Origin of the sequence: Paraburkholderia denitrificans, assembly GCF_042655705.1 — a bacterium.
GTDB classification, from domain to species: domain Bacteria; phylum Pseudomonadota; class Gammaproteobacteria; order Burkholderiales; family Burkholderiaceae; genus Paraburkholderia; species Paraburkholderia denitrificans.
The window spans coordinates 323103-342963 of sequence record NZ_JBHSMP010000007.1; the positions used below are offsets into that span (position 1 = coordinate 323103).

Genomic DNA, 19861 nt, shown 5'->3' on the forward strand with positions numbered 1-19861 from the left:
TCCGTTTCAACTGCTGCGCGGCATCTCCTCATATTCGATGCAGCGCAGCAAAAACGTTACTCGATGTAACCGCGAAAGACGCCTCAGGGCGTCAGCCACACGAGCGCGGCCATGCGGCCCGTGACACGCTCGCGGCGATACGAGTAGAAACGCTCGCGCTGTGTGTATGTGCACAGATCGCCGCCGCTGATCCGCTCGATGCCAAGCGTGGCGAGCCGCAGGCGCGCGAGCGCGTTGAGACTGGCGAAGTATTTGCCCGGCGCCTCGGGCCGTGCGACGAACGCGGCGGCGGTCGCGTCGCGTTGCTGCGCGCCAACGGCGGCCGGGTGATTCATGAACGCGTCACGCACGTCTGCACCCACCTCGAAGGCGCCCGGCCCGATCGCCGGCCCGAGATACGCGTGCAGATCGTGCGTATCGCAGCCCGCGAGCGCTGCGACACGCTCGGCGGTCTTTTCGATGACGCCCGCGGCGAGCCCGCGCCAGCCCGCGTGCGCCGCACCGACCGCGCGACCCGCGCCGTCACACAGCAGCACCGGCATGCAGTCGGCGACCATCACCGTGCAGGCGATGCCCGGGCGATCCGTCACGCAGGCATCGGCGTTCAACGGTTCGCCCGCGCGTGCGGCTGCCAGCGCGTCGACGGCGTCGACCACCCCCGCGCCATGCACCTGCTTGAGCCACGCCACGGGGACGCCCGCGTAGGCCAGCAGACGTGAACGGTTCGCCTCGACGCGATCGGGCTCGTCGCCCGAGAGCCGGCCCAGATTCAGGCCGCCCGGCAGCTCGCGCCCTTCCCCGCCCACGCCACCGGCCATCCAGCGGCCGAAAGGCGGCTCGCTCACGCCGCCATCGCGCGTCGTCACGATCGCGCGCACGTTCGACGGCGCAGCCCAACCGGGATGCACCAGATCCGCTTGGCTCAGTTCAGGCGTGATCGTCATGCGTGCGCGTCCTCGCCGTCGTCGTGATCTTCATCTTCACCCTCGTCGCCATCGTCCTCGTAATCGTCTTCGTCGCTGCCGATGACGTAGCCTTCGTCGGTGTACGCGCTGTCGAAGACTTCGTCGTCGAAGCCGTGTTCCTCGCTCTCCTCACCGAAGCCCAGTGCGGCGATCAGCGCGTCCATGTCGTCAGGCACGTCCGCGCGCCACTGCATCGCGCGGCCCGTGACCGGATGAATGAGCCCCAAACGCCACGCATGCAGCGCCTGGCGCGCGAAACCGTCGGGCAGCGCGGCCACGGAGCGGCGGCCGCGCGCACGCCCATAGACCGGATCGCCGAGCAGCGGGTGGCCGATATGCGCGCAATGCACGCGGATCTGGTGCGTGCGGCCCGTCTCCAGATCGCAGTGGATCGCGCTGACCGGCTGGCCGTGCCAGAGCGTTGTGTCGACACGGCGGAAATGCGTGCGGGCCGGCTTGCCCGTGGAGCCCGCAACCACCGCCATGCGCGTGCGCTCGCGCGGATCGCGGCCGATCGGGGCGTCGATCGTGCCCTCGTCCGGCATGTTGCCCCACACGAGCGCCAGATAGCGGCGCTTGACGGTACGCGCCTGGAGCTGGCGCACGAGATCGGTTTGCGCTTCGAGCGTGCGCGCGACCACCATGAGCCCCGAGGTCTCCTTGTCGAGCCGGTGCACGATGCCCGCGCGCGGCAGGCCCGCAGCCCGGTCGCCGTAGCGATGCAAGAGGCCGTTGAGGATCGTCCCGCTCCAGTTGCCCGCCGCCGGATGCACGACGATCCCGGCCGGCTTGTTGATGACGACGATGGCGTCGTCCTCGTAGACGACGTCGAGCGGGACGGGCTCAGGAGTGAATGCAAGCTGCTCGGGCAGCAGGTCGGGCACGAGCTCGATCGTCGCGCCGAGCGGGACCGGCTGACGCACCTTCGCCGGTGCGCCATCCACACGCACGCGCTGCGCCTCGATCCAGCCTTGCAGGCGGCTGCGCGAGAATTCGGGGAAGACCTTGGCGAGCACCTTGTCGAGCCGCTCGCCCGCGAGCTCGTCGGGCACCTGCGCGCGGCGCGGCGCCTCCTCGGCGCGTGCTTTGGCGCTCGTGCGGGCGGACGAATCTGCAACGCCGGACACGGATTCGTCCGCGCCGAAATCGTCGTCGAAAGCGTCGCCCGGCGCTGCGTCATTGGGCACTTCGCCCAGGCTATAATGGTCGATGCTGTTTGGGGCGCCGGGGGCGCCGCCTCCCGGAAGAACTGAACGGGTCATTGAGTCTGGGTCACCTGGGACCTGAAGCTGAACTGGAAAATGCGAGCCTTGAACACGATTACGAAACTGGCCCAACATGCGATGGCCCGTAACGCCCGTACCATCCGTAACGCGGCGGCACAGGAATCGGACGAAACGACGATGACGACGATCCGCAAGATCGGCAACATCCTTCGCATCGCCGCTTGTGGCGCCGCGCTCGCCGTGGTGGCAGCCTGCCACGGCCTGCCGGAAAAGACCGACGAAACGGCAAGGTGGAACAACAACAAATTATATACGGAGGCCCAGGACTCGCTTAATAGCGGCGACTGGGGCAAGTGCGCAAAGTACTTCGAGTCGCTGCAGGGTCGCGACCCGTTCGGACATTTCGCCCAGCAGGCGCAGATCAACGTGGCCTACTGCAACTGGAAGGATAACGAGAACGACGCCGCCGACCAGGCGATCGATCGCTTCATCAAGCTGCACCCGCAGCACCCGGACGTCGCGTACGCGTACTACCTCAAGGGCATGATCCACTTCAACGACGATCTGGGCCTGTTCGGCCGGTTCTCGGGTCAGGACATGAGCGAGCGCGATCCGAAGTCGCTGCGCGAGTCCTATGACGCGTTCAAGGTCGTCGTCGACAAATACCCGCAGAGCAAGTACGCCCCAGACGCCGCGCAGCGCATGCGCTACATCGTGAATTCGCTTGCGTCGCACGAAGTCCACGCCGCCGACTACTACTATCGCCGCGGCGCCTATGTGGCTGCGATCAACCGCGCGCAACTCGCGATCAAGGATTACAAGAGTGCGCCGGCCATCGAGGACGCGCTGCACATCATGATCCTCTCGTACCAGAAGCTCGGTCAGCAGCAGCTCGCCGACGACACGCGCCGCGTGCTCGCCGCGACCTTCCCGGACAGCCCGTACATCACCGGTCACGCCCGGCCCGGTACGGAGACCAAGTCCTGGTGGCAGATCTGGTAAGCGATCCGGTCAAAAAAATCCCGCACATGTGCGGGATTTTTTTTCGCCTTACGCCGCTGGGCAGGGCCGCAGCAGCGCAAGCTCCGGCGCTCAGTCCCGTTCGAACAACGCAATCGACTCGACGTGCGACGTGTGCGGGAACATGTTCACCACGCCCGCGCCCTTGAGCCGGTAACCGGCTTCGTGCACGAGCAGGCCCGCGTCGCGCGCGAGCGTCGCCGGGTTGCACGACACGTAGACGATGCGCTTCGGCAGCACGCCTTCGCCGCTCTGCGCCATGTCCGCAAGCGCCCGCGACACGGCCAGCGCGCCCTCGCGCGGCGGATCGACGAGGAACTTGTCGAACGCGCCGAGTGCGCGCATGTCGTCGGCGGTGACTTCGAACAGATTGCGGCATGCAAACGACGTGTGACCGTCCACGCCGTTCGCGCGTGCGTTCTCGAGTGCGCGTGCCGTCAGCGTTTCGCTGCCTTCGATCCCCACGACTTCGCGCGCGAGCCGCGCGAGCGGCAGCGTGAAGTTGCCGATGCCGCAGAACAGATCGAGCACGCGATCGCCCGGCTCCGGCGCGAGCAGACGCAGCGCGCGGCCGACCAGCACACGGTTGATCTGGTGATTGACCTGCGTGAAGTCGGTCGGCTTGAACGGCATCCGGATATCGAATTCGGGCAGCGTGTAGTCGAGCTGGGCGTCGAGGGGATAGAACGGGAAGACCGTGTCGGGGCCCTTCGGCTGCAGCCAGAACTGCACGTTGTGCGCGTCGGCGAAGGTGCGCAGCAGTGCTTCGTCGGCGGCCGTGAGCGGCTCCAGGATGCGCAGCACGAGCGCCGTCACGCTCTGCCCGACCGCCAGTTCGATCTGCGGCAAACGATCGCGAATCGACAGCCCTTCGACCAGCACGCGCAGCGGCACCAGCATGGCCGAAACGTTCGGCGGCAGCACCTCGCAGCTCGTCATGTCGGCGACATAGCTGCTCTTCTTCTCGTGGAAACCGACCAGCACGCCGCCCTTCTTCGGCACGTTGCGCACGGTGAGACGCGCGCGGTAGCGGTAGCCCCACGACGGACCGTGAATCGGCCGGAACATCGATTCGGCGCGCACCTTCGAGAGGTGCGCGAGGTTGTCTTCGAGCACGCGCTGCTTGACCGCGATCTGCGCGCGGACGTCGAGATGCTGCATCGAGCAGCCGCCGCAGGTGCCGAAGAACTGGCATTGCGGCTTCGTGCGGATCGCGCTCTCACGAAGCACGTTCACCACCGTCGCCTGCTCGAAGCTCGGCTTCTTGCGATAGCTCGAATAGGTCACACGCTCGCCGGGCAGCGCGCCCTCGACGAAAATCACCTTGCCCGGCTCGCCGGTCTCGGTGACGGTGCGGCCCACGCCGCGCGCCTCCATGTCGAGCGACACGATCTCCAGAATCGGGGCGTGAAGCACCGAGGCTTCCGTGGCGGCACGCCGTTCGGCCCGGCGCTCGCGCTTCGAGCGCTTTGCGGGGGTCGTGGGGGCCGCAACGGTATCCGGTGCGGCTGCGGCGTGGAGGGATTCGGTTTGAGGATCGGGGGCAGCTTGAGACACCAGCGGATTCCTGACTGACAGTGGGTAAGATTGGGGCGAAGGCGAAATTGTAGACGAAGTCCGCACCGGCGCCCTCGACAGGCCGTTCCGAAACCCGCGCGCTGTGCTGTCACGCCGCGTGCGTGGTTGAAAGACGTTTCATCGATGGTGGCGAAGGTGCACATTTCGCACGATCTTGCGATGCGACAACATCGAATCGCACCAAAGATCAATTACCATATCGACCGCTATTTCGCACCTGCAATAGTGTCCTTCGTGCTTGAGCGCGCCGCAAATCGCCGCGCACCTGGTTTTCCCTGATTTTCGATTGAACGGCGTCGTTCGCGCTCACCGGCCAGGCGATCGTGCGGCACTGCGTTTTAGCGTAATCCGATGGACCATGGCGCGAGCGAATCAAATCCTTGAGGCCCCACTCTTTTTACTGGAGTCGAATTGAGCAAGCATTTTTCCAGTGCCGCCGCGATGGCTGCGCTTCTCGCCCTCGCCGCGTGCACGGGCGTCAAACCCGAGAAAGTTATCGCTACTGTCAAGCCGGGCCTCACGCAGACCGAACTCATGACTCGCATCGGGCCGCCTGACAGCCAATACGATGACGATGGCCATGCCTGCTTCCAGTATGCGATCGGCGAGGACAATAACGTACCGCTCGCGGTCTATTTCGACGATCAGCAACGCGTCGCCAGAACCGAACGCGCCAATTGCCGGGGACGCCTGCGCTAACAGTCGCTCACGGCGGCTAACAGCCGATGTGGCGGGCTTGATGAAGCCTGCCATTCGGCTACAGTGAAGCAGTATCGGTCCACCACTGGATAGCCGATGAAACTGCTCAGCTGGAACGTGCAGTGGGGCCGCGACGCAGCAGGCGTCGTCGACCTCGCGCGCACCGTGCGCGAAGCGCGGCGGCTCGCCGATTTCGACGTGCTGTGCCTGCAGGAAATCACACGCGGTTTTGGCGCACTGCCGGGCAACCCGGGAAGCGATCAGTTCGCCGTACTCGCGGCCTTGCTGCCCGGGTTTACGATCATCGAGGGAATCGGCGCCGATCTTCCCGCGCCGCACGGCGCGCCCCACGCACCGCGCCGCCAGTTCGGCAACGCCATCGCAACGCGCTTGCCTGTCGCCCAGGTGTTGCGCCACTTGCTGCCCTGGCCCGCCGATCCGGCCGCGCCTTCGATGCAGCGCGTTGCGCTCGAAGCGGTGCTCGACACGCCGGGCGGCGCGCTCCGCGTGCTGGTCACACATCTGGAGTTCTACTCGCTGCGCCAGCGGCTCGCCCAGGTGGACGAATTGCGCCGCCTGCAGCAGGAAGCGGCTCATCACGCAGCACATCCTGCGCCTGCCGAAAACGACACCGGCCCGTTCGCCCCAACGGCGCGACCCGCGAGCGCCATCCTCTGTGGAGATTTCAACAGCGCGTGGTCCAGCGAAGCGTACGCACGCATGCTGGAACCGATCGCCGACAGCCCTGCTTTCGTCGACGCGTGGATCGCGCTGCATCCGGGCGCGGCACCGCCGCCGACCGCAGGCGTCTACGACACCGTGCAATGGTCGTCCGGCCCGCTCGCGTGCGACTTCGTTTTCGTGACGGAGAACCTGCTCGGGCGGCTGCGGCACTGCGAGATCGACGGCGCGACGCAAGCGTCGGATCATCAGCCGATCGTGCTGGAATTCGACTGAAACGGAAGCACGTCTAAACGCTGCTCAGGCGCCGAACGCCGCGAGATACTCGGCCCAGTGCGGCGCGGGCTCCATGGCGAGCGCGTTCTTGACGTGCGTGATTTCGTCTTCGTATTCGCGCTCGCTAAAGCCCCCGCGCATCAACTGGAAGCGGCAATACAGCAGATACGTGTTGACCACGTCCGTTTCGCAGTAGTTGCGGATTTCCCCGATGCGTCCCTCCCGGAACGCCGTCCACACCTGGCTGCCGTCCATCCCGAGCTTGCCCGGAAAGCCGCAGAGTTTCGCGAGCGCGTCGAGCGGCGCGTTCGCACGCGCCTGATACATCGCGAGCACGTCCATCAGGTCGGTGTGACGCGAGTGATAGCGGCTGATGTAGTTGTTCCACTTGAAGTCGCGGTCGTCTTCGCCGAGGTCCCAGTAGCGCGACGCGCGAATGCCGTGCACGAGCGCGCGATAGTGCAGCACGGGCAGATCAAACCCGCCGCCGTTCCACGAGACGAGCTGCGGCGTGTACTTCTCGATGGTCCGGTAGAACGACTGGATCAGCGCGGCTTCGCCGTCCTCGGGCGTGCCGAGCGAGCGTACGCGAAAACCCTGGCCGTCACGGAACACGCAGGAAATCGCCGCGACGCGCTGCAGATGGTGCGGAAGAAAATCGCTGCCGGTTTTCTCACGGCGCGCGGCGAACGCATGCTCGGCCACTTCGGCGTCGGTGAGCGTTGCGGGAAGATCGTCGAGACGGCGAATGCCGTCGACATCGGGAATCGTCTCGATGTCGAATACAAGAACAGGTGTCATTCAGTCGAACAGCGGGTTGAACGGCGGAACTTACAGGACGGCGTCCTTACGCACGCCGTTGGAGGCAAAAAAACGCTTGAGGCGCACCAGCGCTTCCTGCTGGATCTGCCGCACGCGCTCACGGGTCAGGCCCATTTCGTCGGCGAGTTCTTCAAGTGTCGCGGGCTCGATATGGTTCAGTCCGAAGCGGCGCTCGATCACGTGCCGATGCTTGTCCGAGAGCCGCCCGAGCCACGCGCGCGTCAGCGTTTCCAGTTCGCGATGCTGCACTTCCGCATCGGGCGACTGGCTCTGATCGTCGGAAAGCAGATCGAGCAGGCTGCTCGCAGGATCGAGGTCGAGGGGCGCGTCGAGCGACGCCGTGTGTTCGTTGAGCGCGAGGATATCGGTGACTTCCTCGGTGGTCTTGCCCGTGAGGTACGCGATGTCGTCGATGCTCGCGTCGCGCCGCTCGGACGCCGTATTGGCGTTCAGCGAATTCTTCTCCAGATGGCGCTTCGCGCGCAGCACCTGGTTCAGTTCGCGGATCACGTGCACCGGCAAGCGCACCGTGCGCGCCTGATTCATGATCGCGCGCTCGATGCTCTGGCGGATCCACCACGTTGCATAGGTCGAGAAGCGAAAGCCGCGCGCCGGATCGAATTTTTCGATCGCGTGCATGAGGCCCAGGTTGCCCTCCTCGATCAGATCGAGCAGCGGCACGCCGCGATTCAGATAACCCTTCGCAATGCTGACCACGAGCCGCAGATTCCGCTCGATCATGACCTGGCGCGCCTCGAACTCGCCGGCCTTCGCAAGACGCGAATAGCGCTGCTCCTCCTCGACGGTGAGCAGCGGCTTCACGCTGATCCGGTTCAGATAATGCTGGATGGTGTCGGCCGTGAGTTCGGCCTGGAGGAGCGCGCGAAAGTCGTCGGCGTCGGCGGCGGGCTCGGCGGCCTCGCGGCTGTTGCCCTCCTCATCGGAGGAACCTTCGCGCTCGTCGAAATCGTGCGACTGTTCGAGCTCGGACTGCGCCTCGTCATCGCCAGGCGCAGCGCTGTCCTCAACCGAAACCGGGGCGGCTTGGCTGTCAGACTCGATTTGCTGCAGACGGCGCTTCGGTTTCGGCATGGTCGGCTCGCTTTATTGCGGCGGCAAGTATTTCAGTGGGTCGACGGGCTTGCCCTGACGGCGGACTTCGAAATGCAGCATCACGCGGTCCGAATCACTATTTCCCATTTCGGCGATCTTCTGACCTTTGGTGACTGCATCTCCCTCTTTTACCATCAAAGCGCGGTTGTGTGCATACGCCGTCAAAAAGGTGGCGTCATGCTTGATGATAATGAGATTGCCGTAACCGCGCAGCCCATTTCCGGCATAAACCACCCGCCCGTCAGCGGCGGCCTTGACCGCATCGCCCGATGCGCCGCCGATATTGATGCCCTTGTTCTTCGCATCGTCGAAGCCGTTGAGCAGCGGCCCGCGCACCGGCCAGCCCAGCGCGATGCCGGCGGACGGCATGGCGGCGTCGTTCGCGCTGCCCATCGGCGCAGAGGAAGCCGGCGCGGCGTTCACGCCCGTACCGTAGACCGGCGGCACGTTCTGGACGCTGCCGGCCGGCACAGGCGCCGTGACGACACCCGGCGTCATTGCGGTGGTATCCGCACCCGGCGGCACGACGCGCAACAACTGGTCGACTTCGATCTGATTCGGGTTCGTGAGATTGTTCCACGCGGCGATGTCGCGGTAATTCTGGCCGTTTTCGAGCGCGATCCGGTAGAGGGTATCGCCCGGCTTCACCCGATAGTAGCCAGGAGGCGGCGGCCCGAGCGGTGCGGCGGGCTGCGCGGCGGCTGCGCCGAGCGGCGCAGTGCGGTCGACCACAGGTGCCTGATCGAACCGCGTCGCACAGGCTGTCAACACGCAGAGCGCGATGGCTGCTGCGCCGCGCTGGGCTACGGTCAGATCGATCTTCAGACGGTTTCTTTGCATCGCGCGCAACATACTCATCGGTTTCAGATCACTCCGGATTTTAAAGGGACAAAGAAAACGCGATCAAGCCGCGATTCCCGCCACTGCGCCGGGCCCGTACGCTCGACGAGCGTCAGCACCTGGGTCGCCTCGCCACCGGCTCCTGCGGGCGATGCGACAGGCGCCACGAGCCGCCCGCCGATGGCGAGCTGTTCGAGCAGCGCCTGCGGCACCTCGAAGCCGGCGGCCGCGATCACGATCGCGTCGAACGGCGCCGACGACGGCATGCCGAGCCGTCCGTCGCCGTAGTGCAGGCGAATGTTGGGGATGCGCAGCGGACGAAGATTCGTCTTCGCGCGCTCGTACAACGGCTTGATGCGTTCAATCGAATAAACATCGCGTGCGATGCCGCTCAGCACCGCCGCTTGATAACCACAGCCCGTACCGATCTCGAGCACGCGATCGAGCGCACGCCCCGCACCCGCGAGTTCGAGCATACGCGCGACGACCGAGGGCTTCGAGATCGTCTGCTGATGACCGATCGGCAACGCCGCATCTTCGTAGGCCTGGGTCGCAAGACCTGGATCGACGAACATGTGGCGCGGCACGCCCGCAAGCGCCTGAAGCACGCGCGCATCGACGATGCCGTTCGCACGCAGCCGTTCGACCATGCGCTCGCGAACCCGTTCCGACGTCAGGGCAACCGCACCGTTGAGCGGCACGCCTGGCGCGCCGGATGCCGGTGTGGCGGGGGCGCCGTGCGTGCCGGATGTGCCATGCGTGCGCTGTGCGGCATTGGAACGCGTCGGTACGGCGCGCGGCGCGGCATCGCTGCTACGCACGTTGCTTGAGCGTGCAGGTGCAGCAGGCTTGCTGCTCACCGGGCGCTTGAGTCCTGCGCCAGGCGCCTGCCCCGGCTTGCTCGTGCCGACGCCGCCGCTCACGTGCGGCACCGAGGGTTTGGCCGCAGGTTTGGCCGCAGGTTTGGCAGCGACGGTGCCCGCCTTGCCCGCGCCGCCGAGCGGCGCACGCGCTTCACCGCCACGCGAATCCTGGCCGTCGCGGCGGCGCGGTTCGCGCACAAGATCCGCGAGCCCGAGCGGAAAACGCCTGGCGCGCTCGCCGGTCATGAAGCGCGGCCGCCCTGACGCGCCCATGCGTGCGTCTCGGACAACATCTGCGTGTGAGTCAGATCGAGTTGCAGCGGCGTAATCGACACGTGGCCGTGCGATACCGCGTGAAAGTCCGTGCCCTCGCTCGCGTCGCGCGCGCTGCCGGATGGGCCGATCCAGTAGATCGGCTCGCCGCGCGGGTTGGTCTGCCGGATCACCGGCTGCGAGGGATGGCGCTTGCCGAGGCGCGTCACGCGCCACTCGCCGAGTTCGGCGTACGGCAGGTTCGGAATGTTGACGTTCAGAAGCGGATGCCCCGGCAACGGATTCGCGAGGTAGTGCGCGACGATCTCGGCTGCGACGCGCGCGGCGGAATCGAGATGCGCCCAGTCCTTGTCGACGAGCGAGAACGCGATGGCCGGCACGCCGAACATGACGCCTTCGGTTGCGGCGGCCACCGTGCCCGAATAGAGCGTGTCCTCGCCCATGTTCTGGCCGTTGTTGATGCCGGAAACCACGAGATCGGGCCGCTCGTCGAGCATGCCCGTGAGTGCGATATGAACGGAGTCGGTGGGCGTGCCGTTCACGTAGTAGAAACCGGTCGTCGCCGAGCGCAGCACCGATAGCGGCCGCCACAGCGTAAGCGAGTTCGACGCGGCGCTGCAGTTCTGCTCGGGCGCCATCACCGTGACCTCGCCGAGCGGTTGGAGCGCTTCGTAGAGAGCGGCGAGTCCGGGGGCGAGATAACCGTCGTCGTTGCTGAGTAGTATTCGCATCCGGCGATTGTAACCGAGGAAAGAAGGCACGCGAACGACAGCCCGGTAAGCCCGCTGGCCGTGCCGCACACGAGGGCGGGCGGGAGCGCGGCGCGTCTTCTGCGGCACGCATTCGCGCGGATTTCGAACCCGGCATCGAATCGTACGATCGTTCGAATATCGCCGGATTGCCGTACACTGTCCGTTCGTCCCGATTTCATAAACGACGCGACAGCACACAGGAGACACGATGCGCGCCATTCGCTGCAACCAGTACGGTCCACCCGACTCCCTCTCGCTCGAAACGTTGCCCGACCTGGCACCCGGTGCGGGCGAGGTCGTCATCGACGTGAAAGCCGCCGCCGTCAATTTTCCCGACGTGCTCATCATCGAAAACAAATATCAGATGAAGCCGCCGCTGCCCTTCACGCCGGGCGCCGAGGTTGCCGGTGTCGTGCGTGCCGCGGGCGCGGGCGTGAAACTTGCGCCGGGTGCGCGCGTGATCGCCTACGTGGGTACCGGTGGCTTTGCCGAGCAGGTCGTGGCCAATGAAGCCGCTTGCGTCCCGCTGCCCGATAGCGCCGATCTCGCGACGGCCGCCTCTTTCACGCTCGCCTACGGCACGTCGCATCATGCGGTGGTCGACCGCGCCGCGCTGCGCGCCGGCGAGACCATGCTCGTGCTGGGCGCGGCAGGCGGCGTGGGACTTGCCGCCGTCGAGATCGGCAAGGTGCTCGGTGCACGCGTGATCGCTGCGGCATCGAGCGACGAAAAGCTCGATATCTGCAAGCGCTTCGGCGCGGACGCCACCATCAACTACAGCACCGAAGACCTGCGCGAGCGCGTCAAGGCGCTCACCGACGGCAAAGGCCCTGATGTGATCTACGATCCGGTCGGCGGCATCTACGCGGAACCCGCGTTTCGCAGCATCGGCTGGCGCGGCCGCTATCTGGTCGTCGGCTTCGCCAATGGCGAGATTCCGAAGCTGCCGCTCAATCTCGCGCTGCTCAAGGGCGCGAGCATTGTCGGCGTGTTCTGGGGGGAATACGCGCGTCGCGAACCGCAGAACAACGCCGCAGCGTTCGCGCAGATGGTCGACTGGATCAACAAGGGCTTGCTCCGGCCGTATGTCTCGAAGCGCTACGCGCTCGCCGAGACCGCTCAGGCGCTCAAGGACATGGCTTCCCGGCAGGTGACGGGCAAAATCGTAATCGAGCCCTGAGCGTTCCGCACGCTGCCCGAATGCGAACAGCGCGCCGAGGCGCGCTGTTTGTTTGTGCGATTCGTTTATCGACTCAAACGATCTGTTGCGCGCGCAACCTGGCGATATGGTTTGCGTCGTAACCCAGCGCGTGGAGGACTTCGTCGGTATGTTCGCCGAGTTCGGGGCCCAGCCAGCGCGTATCGCCAGGCGTGGCGGAGAGCTTGGGCGTGACTGCGGGCAGCGCGACATCGACCTTGTCTTGCCAGCGGAACTGCTGGATCATCTGGCGCGCCATGAACTGGGGATCCGTGAACATGTCGGCGACGCTGTAGATGCGGCCCACCGGCACATCGGCGGCGTTGAGCACGTCGAGCGCTTCGTCGATCGTGCGGGTCGAGAGCCATGCGGCAATCGCGCCGTCGATCTCCTGCGTACGCGGCACGCGGCCGTCGTTGTGCGCGAGGCCCGGATCGTTGGCGAGATCGTCGCGGTCGATGGCGCTCATGAGACGCTTGAAAATCGGATCGCTATTGCCGCCGATCACGATGCTGCCGTCCTTGCACGGGTACGTGTTCGACGGCACGATGCCCGGCAGCGAGGCGCCGGTGCGCTCGCGCACCATGCCGTAGACGCCGTATTCGGGCACCACGCTCTCCATCATGTTGAAGACGGCCTCATAGAGCGCGACATCGACGATCTGCCCGCTGCCGCCGTTCACGTTGCGGTGATGCAGCGCCATGAGCGCGCCGATCACGCCATGCAGCGCTGCAATCGAATCGCCGATGGAAATGCCGATGCGCGGCGGCGGCAGGTCCGGATAGCCGGTGATGTGACGCAAGCCGCCCATCGACTCGGCAATCGCGCCAAAACCCGGACGATCCCGGTACGGCCCGCTCTGCCCGTAACCGGACAAACGCACCATCACAAGACCGGGATTTTCCTTCGACAGCACGTCGTAACCAAGGCCGAGTTTTTCGAGCAAACCGGGCCGGAAATTCTCGATGACGATATCGGCTTCTTTCGCGAGGCGGCGGACGATCTCCTTGCCCTCCTCGGCCTTCAGGTTCACCGTCACGGACTTCTTGTTGCGCGCCTGCACGGCCCACCAGAGCGAAGTGCCGCCCGCTTCGGGATAGAGCTTGCGCCACTTGCGCAGCGGATCGCCGCCTTTCGGGTCTTCGATCTTGATGACCTCGGCGCCGAACTCGCCGAGAAACCGCGCGGCGAACGGGCCCGCGATCAGCGTGCCGAGTTCGAGCACCTTCACGCCTGCGAGCGGGCCGGCGGCACGCTCGCAGGAGGCGGATTCTGGGGATGTGGCTGCGCTCATGGGTCTCCTTGCTTGCTTCGATGCGCGCTGCGCGACGCTCGGCGCGCGCGGCAATATTCTCGGGTTACATCGAGCGGCGGTCGATCATCGCGCGGGCGATCGTGCCCGCGTCGACGTATTCGAGTTCGCCGCCCACCGGCACGCCGCGCGCGAGGCGCGTGACGCTCAGGCCGCGCGCCTTCAGCGCCTGGCCGAGGTAGTGCGCGGTGGCTTCGCCTTCGTTCGTGAAGTTGGTTGCGAGCACGACTTCCTTGACGATGCCGTCCGAGGCTCGCTTCACGAGGCGATCAAAATGGATCTCTTTGGGGCCGATGCCGTCGAGCGGACTCAAATGCCCCATCAGCACGAAATACAGGCCGTGCCATGTCATGGTCTGTTCGAGCATGATCTGGTCGGCGGGTGTTTCGACGACGCACAGCAGCGTGGGATCGCGCTCCTCGTCGAGACACGTTTCGCATACCTGAGCTTCCGTGAACGTGTTGCACTTCTCGCAGTGTTTCAGGTGTTCGGTGGCGAACATGAGCGCCCGGCCGAGTTTTTCGGCGCCCTCGCGGTCGTGCTGCATCAGGTGATAGGCCATGCGCTGCGCCGACTTCGGCCCGACGCCGGGCAACGCGCGCAGCGCCTCGACAAGCGCGGCCAGGGCGGAAGGTTGTTTCATGCGGATTCAGCGTGGCGAATCGATGGATCTTGCGGCGTAAAGCCGCAAACTGGGCGAACCGGGCGAACGGCGCATGGCGCGGCCCTGTGAAAAACGGGCCGCGGCGCAAACGCGCGCGGCCCGCCTGTACGGCATCAGAACGGCAGCTTGAAGCCCGGGGGCAGCGGCAGACCGGCGGTCATGCCGCCCATCTTTTCCTGCGACGTGGCTTCGGCCTTGCGCACTGCGTCGTTGAACGCCGCCGCGACGAGGTCTTCGAGCATGTCCTTGTCGTCCGCGAGCAGGCTCGGATCGATCGTCACGCGGCGCACGTCGTTGCGGCACGTCATCGTCACCTTGACCAGACCGGCGCCCGCCTGACCCTCGACCTCGATCTGGGCAAGCTGCTCCTGCATCTTCTTCATGTTTTCCTGCATCTGCTGGGCCTGCTTCATCAGCCCGGCTATTTGACCTTTCATCATGATCGTGACTCCTTCTGGATCGTTTGTATTCGGAAAAGCGCGCGGCACCACCTGTGCCGCGCGCCGCAAATCAATGGGCGGCCTGGCCGCTGCCCGGCGCCGCGTCGAGCACGACCGGGCGGATCGAACCCGGCACGATACTCGCGCCGAAGTCTCGAATCAGTTGCTGAACGAACGGATCCGCGCCGATTTCGCGTTCGGCGTCGCGTTGACGTCCGGCGCGCGCGGCGGCGTCGAGCGCGGCGGCCGTGCGGCGCGCGGGGCCCACGACCACCGCAACGTCCACGTCCTTGCCGAGCCGCTCGGCAAGCGCCGCCTTCAGTTTCGCGACCTGCGAGGCTTCCGCGTATTGCGGCACCGGCACGCTCAGCTTGAGCACCGCGCCGTCGAGTGCGGTCAGTTCGCTATTGAATGCGAGCTGGTACGAGATGCCCTTGAGCGGCAGCGTCGCGGCAAGCGCGGGCCAGTCGCCCGTGAAGCCGATCGCGTCGAGCGCAATGCCCGGCGGCAGCTTGCTGACGTCCACGACGGCCGCTGCGGGCGTCGCCGCAGGCGCGGCGGTGCGCTGTGCCGCCGGTTCACTGTCGTATGCCGGCACGAAGCCGTCGTCGGGCGATGCGAAATAGGCGTCGTCTGCGCCGAGGGGCACGTAGTCGTCGGGCGGAATGTCGTCCCATGGCGGCGCCAATGCAGCGTCCGGGGCGCTCGCACCACGGGCCGGCTGACGCTGCTGCGCTTCCTGCGCGGCGGCAGCGCGGCGAGCGGGGTCCGGCGTCGGCACCTTCACTTCGGCGCGCGGCGCGGCGGATCTGGGCGCGGCAGCGGGTGCGCTGGCAGCGGCGCGGCTACCGCGATCGGCCGATACACGCATGCCCTTGCTGCGCAGCACATCGAGTGCCGCGCTTGCGCCGCCGCGCGCACCCGATGCCTCGGCAGAGCCCGCTGCCGCATCGGGCTCGGCTTGCGGTTCGGGCTCGGCCGGTTTTGCCTCGACTGGCGTTGTCGCCGCCACAGGCGCGTCGCCCCGACTTTCGGGCGCCACGTCCTGCGCGCCAGTTTGAATCTCAGATTGCCCCTCGTCGGCTGATTCCCACGGCGGCACAACGCGCGGCGCAGCGGGCATTGTTTCTACGTCGACCTCAGCAGCCTTCGGCGCAGCCGTGGGTTTGCCTGCTTCGTTCGGAAGCGTGCGTGGTGCAGCAGATTGCACCGCCGCAACCGGACGAGGCATCTGTGCCGCGGCGCTGGTGGCAGAACTCGCCAGCGCAGGCGCAGCCGCCCTCGCCCCGGAACTCGCCGCTGCAGGCTTCGACGCAAGCGCACTGCCGACATTGCCTGCGCCCGTCGAAGGCTCGAACGCAAGCATGCGCAGCAGGGTCATCGTGAAGCCCGCGTATTCGTCGGGCGCGAGTCCCAGTTCGCTGCGTCCAAGCGTCGCGATCTGATAGAACAGTTGAACCTGCTCGGGCGAGAGTTCGGCGGCGAAGCGGCGCAGATCCGCCGCCTCCGGCCACTCTTCGAGCACCGACGCGGGCGCGAACTGCGCCCACGCAATACGGTGAAAGAGGCTCGCGAGATCCTGCAGCGCCGTCGAAAACGACAGGCTGCGCAATGCCATTTCGTCCGCGATCGCGAGCACGGCCGCGCCGTCGCTCGCGACAAGCGCGTCGATCAGGCGGATCAGATAGCTTTGATCGAGCGCGCCGAGCATGCCGCGCACGGCCTCCTCGGTCACCTGATTCGCGGAATAGGCGATCGCCTGGTCGGTCAACGAGAGCGCGTCGCGCATCGAACCGTCGGCGGCGCGGGCGAGCAGACGCAGCGCCTGCGACTCGAATTCGACCTTCTCTTCGCCGAGGATATGCGTCAGATGCTCGACGATGTTCGCCGCGGGCATCTGCTTCAGATTGAACTGCAGACAGCGCGACAGCACCGTGACCGGAATTTTCTGCGGATCGGTGGTCGCGAGAATGAACTTGACGTGCGGCGGCGGCTCTTCCAGCGTCTTCAGCATCGCGTTGAAGGCGTGGTTCGTCAGCATGTGCACTTCGTCGATCATGTAGACCTTGAAGCGCGCATCCACCGGCGCATAGACGGCGCGCTCGAGCAGCGCGGCCATTTCGTCGACGCCGCGATTGCTCGCCGCATCCATTTCGACGTAGTCGACAAAGCGGCCTTCATCGATCTCCCGGCACGCGCGGCACACGCCGCACGGCTTCGATGTCACACCGGTCTCGCAGTTGAGTGCCTTGGCGAAGATGCGCGACAGCGTCGTCTTGCCCACGCCGCGCGTGCCCGTGAAGAGGTACGCGTGATGCAGGCGGCCGCCGTCGAGTGCATGCGTGAGCGCGCGCACCACGTGCTCCTGTCCGACGAGCGAAGCGAAGTCCTTCGGTCGCCACTTGCGTGCGAGAACTTGATAGGTCATCGGGAAATTGTATCAGCATCGCCTGCGCGCACAGATGATTCGGCAAGGCGCAAACGCACAGCCCGCGGCGCTCGGGCACGGCACGCGCGGGCGCTGCGAAAGAGACGGATCCGGCTGCTGCGGAGCACGCACATCCCGCCATCGAAACGCTGACCGCCGACGATCGCGCAAGCGTCGCCAAAGCCGTGCCGGACGCGGCAAAACCAGGAGTAACTCGAACGGGAAACGACGAGGTAACGAAGTGGGAAACTGGAGAACAGCAGGAAGAAAGTTGAAGGTGACGAGCCCGACCCTCGGCACTGGCGGAAAACGGCTGTGGCTGCTTCGTTCCCGACCTGACCAGGTTGACCGCCCCTCCATGCGAGGAGGCCCGTCACGGCGCATTCTAACATTGGTTGCGCTGCAATGCGAACCCTCATCCGAAAAGTCGCACTGCGCGCGCTGGTGCAGTAAAAAGGCGGCAGCATCGGCGGCAACAACGCAGCGCGCCGCAATATCGCTGTGCTGGCAACTGCGCGCTGCGCTGGCAACCGCGCCAACCGCTATATAGAGTGTGATCGCGACGCGCGCATTGATCGAGCGCAGTCCTTGAGCACTGCGCGAAAAAAGCCCGCCGGGCATGCCCCACGAGACCGGACCGTTGCGGCATGCATACGCACTATCGCCATCGGCAACGCATAGGGATTTAGGCTACACTGGCGTCGGCAATGGGCTGCGCCGTGCGCAACGGCGTATGAGGCTCGTGCGGGGTCCGCGCGGATTGGGCATGCCGTTCTGGTGGCCCCGGATAAGTTTTCAGTTTTGGTGTATCGTGGCGAGCAATTCAGTCAGCCTCGATTCGAAAGAGGTATTCATACAATGAGCGAACAAATCAAGCACATCAGCGACGCATCGTTCGAACAGGACGTCGTGAAATCTGACAAACCCGTTTTGCTGGACTTCTGGGCCGAATGGTGCGGCCCGTGCAAGATGATCGCGCCGATTCTCGATGAAGTCGCGAAGGACTACGGCGATCGCCTGCAAATCGCGAAGATCAATGTCGACGAACACCAGTCGACGCCGGTGAAGTTCGGCGTGCGCGGCATCCCGACGCTGATCCTCTTCAAGAACGGCGCTGTCGCCGCGCAAAAAGTCGGCGCACTCTCCAAGTCGCAACTGACTGCGTTCCTGGACAGCCACCTGTAATTCCCCCTGCCCGCCGCGCCGCGTATTTCCTCTCAACGGACCCGCGTGCTGGCGGCGATGAAATAACGGTGCGTGTTGTCCAACGACAACACGCACCGCAAAATCACGCTGGCTCCCAACACTGGCAGCTTTTGGCGTGTGCTATGCTAGAATTCATAACGCGTCTATCCGGCGCCATATAAAGTCCTAGAGCGGTTCCGCTCGCTTCTTTCCCCCAGACCTCTTTTCGTCGCAGTCCTCCCCGACGGGTTCTCCGTATGCATCTTTCCGAGCTTAAGTCTCTGCATGTCTCCGAATTGATCGAGATGGCCAATGGCCTCGAGATCGAAAGTGCGAACCGCCTGCGCAAGCAGGAACTGATGTTCGCGATTCTAAAAAGGCGCGCCAAGACTGGCGAAACGATATTCGGTGACGGCACGCTCGAAGTGCTCCCGGACGGCTTCGGATTCCTGCGCTCGCCGGAAACGTCGTATCTCGCGAGCACGGACGACATCTATATCAGCCCGTCGCAGATCCGCCGCTTCAACCTGCACACCGGCGACACGATCGAAGGCGAAGTCCGCACGCCCAAGGACGGCGAACGCTACTTCGCGCTCGTGAAGGTGGACAAGGTCAACGGCCAGCCGCCCGAGGCCTCGAAGCACAAGATCATGTTCGAGAATCTCACGCCGCTGCACCCGAACAAGGTGCTGCTGCTCGAGCGTGAGATGCGCGGCGAGGAGAACGTGACGGGCCGCATCATCGACATGATCGCGCCCATCGGCAAAGGCCAGCGCGGCCTGCTCGTCGCCTCGCCCAAGTCGGGCAAGACCGTGATGCTTCAGCACATCGCGCACGCCATCAAGCAGAACCATCCCGATGTCGTGCTGTTCGTGCTGCTCATCGACGAGCGGCCGGAAGAAGTGACCGAAATGCAGCGTTCGGTGGCGGGCGAAGTGATCGCCTCGACCTTCGACGAACCAGCGGCGCGTCACGTGCAAGTGGCGGAAATGGTCATCGAAAAGGCCAAGCGCCTCGTCGAAATGAAGCATGACGTCGTGATCCTGCTCGATTCGATCACGCGTCTTGCTCGTGCCTACAACACGGTCGTGCCGGCCTCGGGCAAGGTGCTCACAGGCGGTGTCGACGCCAACGCGCTGCAGCGTCCAAAGCGCTTCTTCGGCGCGGCGCGCAACATCGAGGAAGGCGGCTCGCTCACGATCATCGGCACGGCGCTTATCGAAACCGGCAGCCGCATGGACGACGTGATCTACGAAGAATTCAAGGGCACCGGCAACATGGAAGTGCACCTCGAGCGCCGTCTCGCGGAAAAGCGCGTCTACCCGTCGATCAACCTCAACAAGTCGGGTACGCGTCGCGAAGAATTGCTCATCAAGCCGGATATCCTTCAGAAGATCTGGGTGCTGCGCAAGTTCATCCACGACATGGACGAAGTCGAAGCAATGGAATTCCTGCTCGACAAGATTCGCCAGACGAAGAGCAATTCCGAATTCTTCGAAATGATGCGCCGCGGCGGCTAACGCCCG

Annotated in this window: 18 protein-coding genes and 1 other RNA gene; 5 read left to right on the top strand and 14 right to left on the bottom strand. The window is 65.3% G+C overall.

Annotation, left to right across the window (positions count from 1 at the left end; translation table 11 throughout):
* Positions 1 to 83: 83 nt before the first annotated feature.
* Both pgeF and ACFPTO_RS04810 read right to left on the bottom strand, forming a co-directional pair.
* Complete coding sequence (gene pgeF / locus ACFPTO_RS04805; protein WP_377709848.1) at positions 84 to 944, bottom strand: peptidoglycan editing factor PgeF; 861 nt, start codon at positions 942 to 944, stop codon at positions 84 to 86.
* On the bottom strand, positions 941 to 2227 hold the full coding sequence (locus tag ACFPTO_RS04810) for an RluA family pseudouridine synthase (protein ID WP_377709850.1): 1287 nt from the start codon (positions 2225 to 2227) through the stop codon (positions 941 to 943). The genes pgeF and ACFPTO_RS04810 overlap by 4 nt, the downstream gene beginning before the upstream one ends.
* 141 nt (positions 2228 to 2368) lie before the next feature.
* Here ACFPTO_RS04810 and ACFPTO_RS04815 point away from each other — a divergent pair, with 141 nt between their 5' ends.
* A complete protein-coding gene (locus tag ACFPTO_RS04815) occupies positions 2369 to 3193 on the top strand; it encodes an outer membrane protein assembly factor BamD (RefSeq protein ID WP_296654755.1) in 825 nt (274 codons plus the stop codon).
* Positions 3194 to 3283: 90 nt separating this feature from the next.
* Here ACFPTO_RS04815 and rlmD read toward each other — a convergent pair whose 3' ends face one another.
* A complete protein-coding gene (rlmD, locus tag ACFPTO_RS04820) occupies positions 3284 to 4627 on the bottom strand; it encodes a 23S rRNA (uracil(1939)-C(5))-methyltransferase RlmD (protein ID WP_377709978.1) in 1344 nt (447 codons plus the stop codon).
* A gap of 534 nt (positions 4628 to 5161) precedes the next feature.
* Complete coding sequence (locus ACFPTO_RS04825; RefSeq protein WP_377709851.1) at positions 5162 to 5542, bottom strand: hypothetical protein; 381 nt, start codon at positions 5540 to 5542, stop codon at positions 5162 to 5164.
* A gap of 42 nt (positions 5543 to 5584) precedes the next feature.
* Here ACFPTO_RS04825 and ACFPTO_RS04830 point away from each other — a divergent pair, with 42 nt between their 5' ends.
* Entirely contained in the window at positions 5585 to 6445 is an 861-nt protein-coding gene (locus ACFPTO_RS04830) for an endonuclease/exonuclease/phosphatase family protein (RefSeq protein WP_377709853.1), read from the top strand.
* 24 nt (positions 6446 to 6469) lie between these two features.
* Here the strand turns inward: ACFPTO_RS04830 and ACFPTO_RS04835 are convergent, their stop codons facing one another.
* The 5 genes from ACFPTO_RS04835 to surE are packed head-to-tail and all read right to left on the bottom strand — an operon-like array spanning position 6470 to position 11087.
* Positions 6470 to 7246 (bottom strand): 3'-5' exonuclease, encoded by a 777-nt coding sequence (locus ACFPTO_RS04835; RefSeq protein ID WP_377709854.1) that lies wholly within the window; start codon positions 7244 to 7246, stop codon positions 6470 to 6472.
* A 30-nt stretch (positions 7247 to 7276) separates the two neighbouring features.
* The gene (rpoS, locus tag ACFPTO_RS04840) at positions 7277 to 8359 is read right to left on the bottom strand and encodes an RNA polymerase sigma factor RpoS (RefSeq protein ID WP_377709855.1); all 1083 of its coding nucleotides are present in this window, start codon (positions 8357 to 8359) and stop codon (positions 7277 to 7279) included.
* 12 nt (positions 8360 to 8371) lie between these two features.
* Complete coding sequence (locus ACFPTO_RS04845) at positions 8372 to 9238, bottom strand: peptidoglycan DD-metalloendopeptidase family protein (protein WP_377709856.1); 867 nt, start codon at positions 9236 to 9238, stop codon at positions 8372 to 8374.
* A gap of 5 nt (positions 9239 to 9243) precedes the next feature.
* The gene (locus ACFPTO_RS04850; RefSeq protein WP_377709979.1) at positions 9244 to 10329 is read right to left on the bottom strand and encodes a protein-L-isoaspartate(D-aspartate) O-methyltransferase; all 1086 of its coding nucleotides are present in this window, start codon (positions 10327 to 10329) and stop codon (positions 9244 to 9246) included.
* Entirely contained in the window at positions 10326 to 11087 is a 762-nt protein-coding gene (surE, locus tag ACFPTO_RS04855) for a 5'/3'-nucleotidase SurE (protein ID WP_377709857.1), read from the bottom strand. The genes ACFPTO_RS04850 and surE overlap by 4 nt, the downstream gene beginning before the upstream one ends.
* A gap of 229 nt (positions 11088 to 11316) precedes the next feature.
* Here surE and ACFPTO_RS04860 point away from each other — a divergent pair, with 229 nt between their 5' ends.
* Entirely contained in the window at positions 11317 to 12288 is a 972-nt protein-coding gene (locus ACFPTO_RS04860; RefSeq protein WP_377709858.1) for an NADPH:quinone oxidoreductase family protein, read from the top strand.
* A gap of 73 nt (positions 12289 to 12361) precedes the next feature.
* Here ACFPTO_RS04860 and ACFPTO_RS04865 read toward each other — a convergent pair whose 3' ends face one another.
* The 5 genes from ACFPTO_RS04865 to ffs all read right to left on the bottom strand — a co-directional run bounded on the left by ACFPTO_RS04865 (position 12362) and on the right by ffs (position 17525).
* Positions 12362 to 13600, bottom strand: a complete 1239-nt coding sequence (locus tag ACFPTO_RS04865; protein WP_377709859.1) for a CaiB/BaiF CoA transferase family protein — start codon at positions 13598 to 13600, stop codon at positions 12362 to 12364.
* 64 nt (positions 13601 to 13664) lie between these two features.
* Positions 13665 to 14261, bottom strand: coding sequence for a recombination mediator RecR (gene recR / locus ACFPTO_RS04870; protein ID WP_296654694.1), 597 nt, complete (start codon positions 14259 to 14261; stop codon positions 13665 to 13667).
* A gap of 134 nt (positions 14262 to 14395) precedes the next feature.
* A complete protein-coding gene (locus tag ACFPTO_RS04875) occupies positions 14396 to 14722 on the bottom strand; it encodes a YbaB/EbfC family nucleoid-associated protein (RefSeq protein WP_296654695.1) in 327 nt (108 codons plus the stop codon).
* A 70-nt stretch (positions 14723 to 14792) separates the two neighbouring features.
* Positions 14793 to 17150: a DNA polymerase III subunit gamma/tau gene (dnaX, locus tag ACFPTO_RS04880; protein WP_377709860.1), complete on the bottom strand. Its 2358-nt coding sequence runs from the start codon at positions 17148 to 17150 to the stop codon at positions 14793 to 14795.
* Between the two features lie 276 nt (positions 17151 to 17426).
* An RNA gene (gene ffs, locus ACFPTO_RS04885) (signal recognition particle sRNA small type) lies at positions 17427 to 17525 on the bottom strand.
* A 483-nt stretch (positions 17526 to 18008) separates the two neighbouring features.
* On the opposite strand from ffs, the gene trxA reads away from it, so the two are divergent.
* The gene (gene trxA, locus ACFPTO_RS04890; protein ID WP_027797264.1) at positions 18009 to 18335 is read left to right on the top strand and encodes a thioredoxin TrxA; all 327 of its coding nucleotides are present in this window, start codon (positions 18009 to 18011) and stop codon (positions 18333 to 18335) included.
* Positions 18336 to 18592: 257 nt separating this feature from the next.
* The gene (rho, locus tag ACFPTO_RS04895) at positions 18593 to 19855 is read left to right on the top strand and encodes a transcription termination factor Rho (RefSeq protein ID WP_293035914.1); all 1263 of its coding nucleotides are present in this window, start codon (positions 18593 to 18595) and stop codon (positions 19853 to 19855) included.
* Positions 19856 to 19861: the final 6 nt, after the last annotated feature.

Coding starts and splice junctions, on each gene's coding strand:
- pgeF (WP_377709848.1), bottom strand. CDS start 944: ATGACGATCACGCCTGAACTGAGCCAAGCGGATCTGGTGCATCCCGGT.
- ACFPTO_RS04810 (WP_377709850.1), bottom strand. CDS start 2,227: ATGACCCGTTCAGTTCTTCCGGGAGGCGGCGCCCCCGGCGCCCCAAAC.
- ACFPTO_RS04815 (WP_296654755.1), top strand. CDS start 2,369: ATGACGACGATCCGCAAGATCGGCAACATCCTTCGCATCGCCGCTTGT.
- ACFPTO_RS04825 (WP_377709851.1), bottom strand. CDS start 5,542: ATGGCAGGCTTCATCAAGCCCGCCACATCGGCTGTTAGCCGCCGTGAG.
- ACFPTO_RS04830 (WP_377709853.1), top strand. CDS start 5,585: ATGAAACTGCTCAGCTGGAACGTGCAGTGGGGCCGCGACGCAGCAGGC.
- ACFPTO_RS04835 (WP_377709854.1), bottom strand. CDS start 7,246: ATGACACCTGTTCTTGTATTCGACATCGAGACGATTCCCGATGTCGAC.
- rpoS (WP_377709855.1), bottom strand. CDS start 8,359: ATGCCGAAACCGAAGCGCCGTCTGCAGCAAATCGAGTCTGACAGCCAA.
- ACFPTO_RS04845 (WP_377709856.1), bottom strand. CDS start 9,238: ATGAGTATGTTGCGCGCGATGCAAAGAAACCGTCTGAAGATCGATCTG.
- ACFPTO_RS04850 (WP_377709979.1), bottom strand. CDS start 10,329: ATGACCGGCGAGCGCGCCAGGCGTTTTCCGCTCGGGCTCGCGGATCTT.
- surE (WP_377709857.1), bottom strand. CDS start 11,087: ATGCGAATACTACTCAGCAACGACGACGGTTATCTCGCCCCCGGACTC.
- ACFPTO_RS04860 (WP_377709858.1), top strand. CDS start 11,317: ATGCGCGCCATTCGCTGCAACCAGTACGGTCCACCCGACTCCCTCTCG.
- ACFPTO_RS04865 (WP_377709859.1), bottom strand. CDS start 13,600: ATGAGCGCAGCCACATCCCCAGAATCCGCCTCCTGCGAGCGTGCCGCC.
- recR (WP_296654694.1), bottom strand. CDS start 14,261: ATGAAACAACCTTCCGCCCTGGCCGCGCTTGTCGAGGCGCTGCGCGCG.
- ACFPTO_RS04875 (WP_296654695.1), bottom strand. CDS start 14,722: ATGATGAAAGGTCAAATAGCCGGGCTGATGAAGCAGGCCCAGCAGATG.
- dnaX (WP_377709860.1), bottom strand. CDS start 17,150: ATGACCTATCAAGTTCTCGCACGCAAGTGGCGACCGAAGGACTTCGCT.
- trxA (WP_027797264.1), top strand. CDS start 18,009: ATGAGCGAACAAATCAAGCACATCAGCGACGCATCGTTCGAACAGGAC.
- rho (WP_293035914.1), top strand. CDS start 18,593: ATGCATCTTTCCGAGCTTAAGTCTCTGCATGTCTCCGAATTGATCGAG.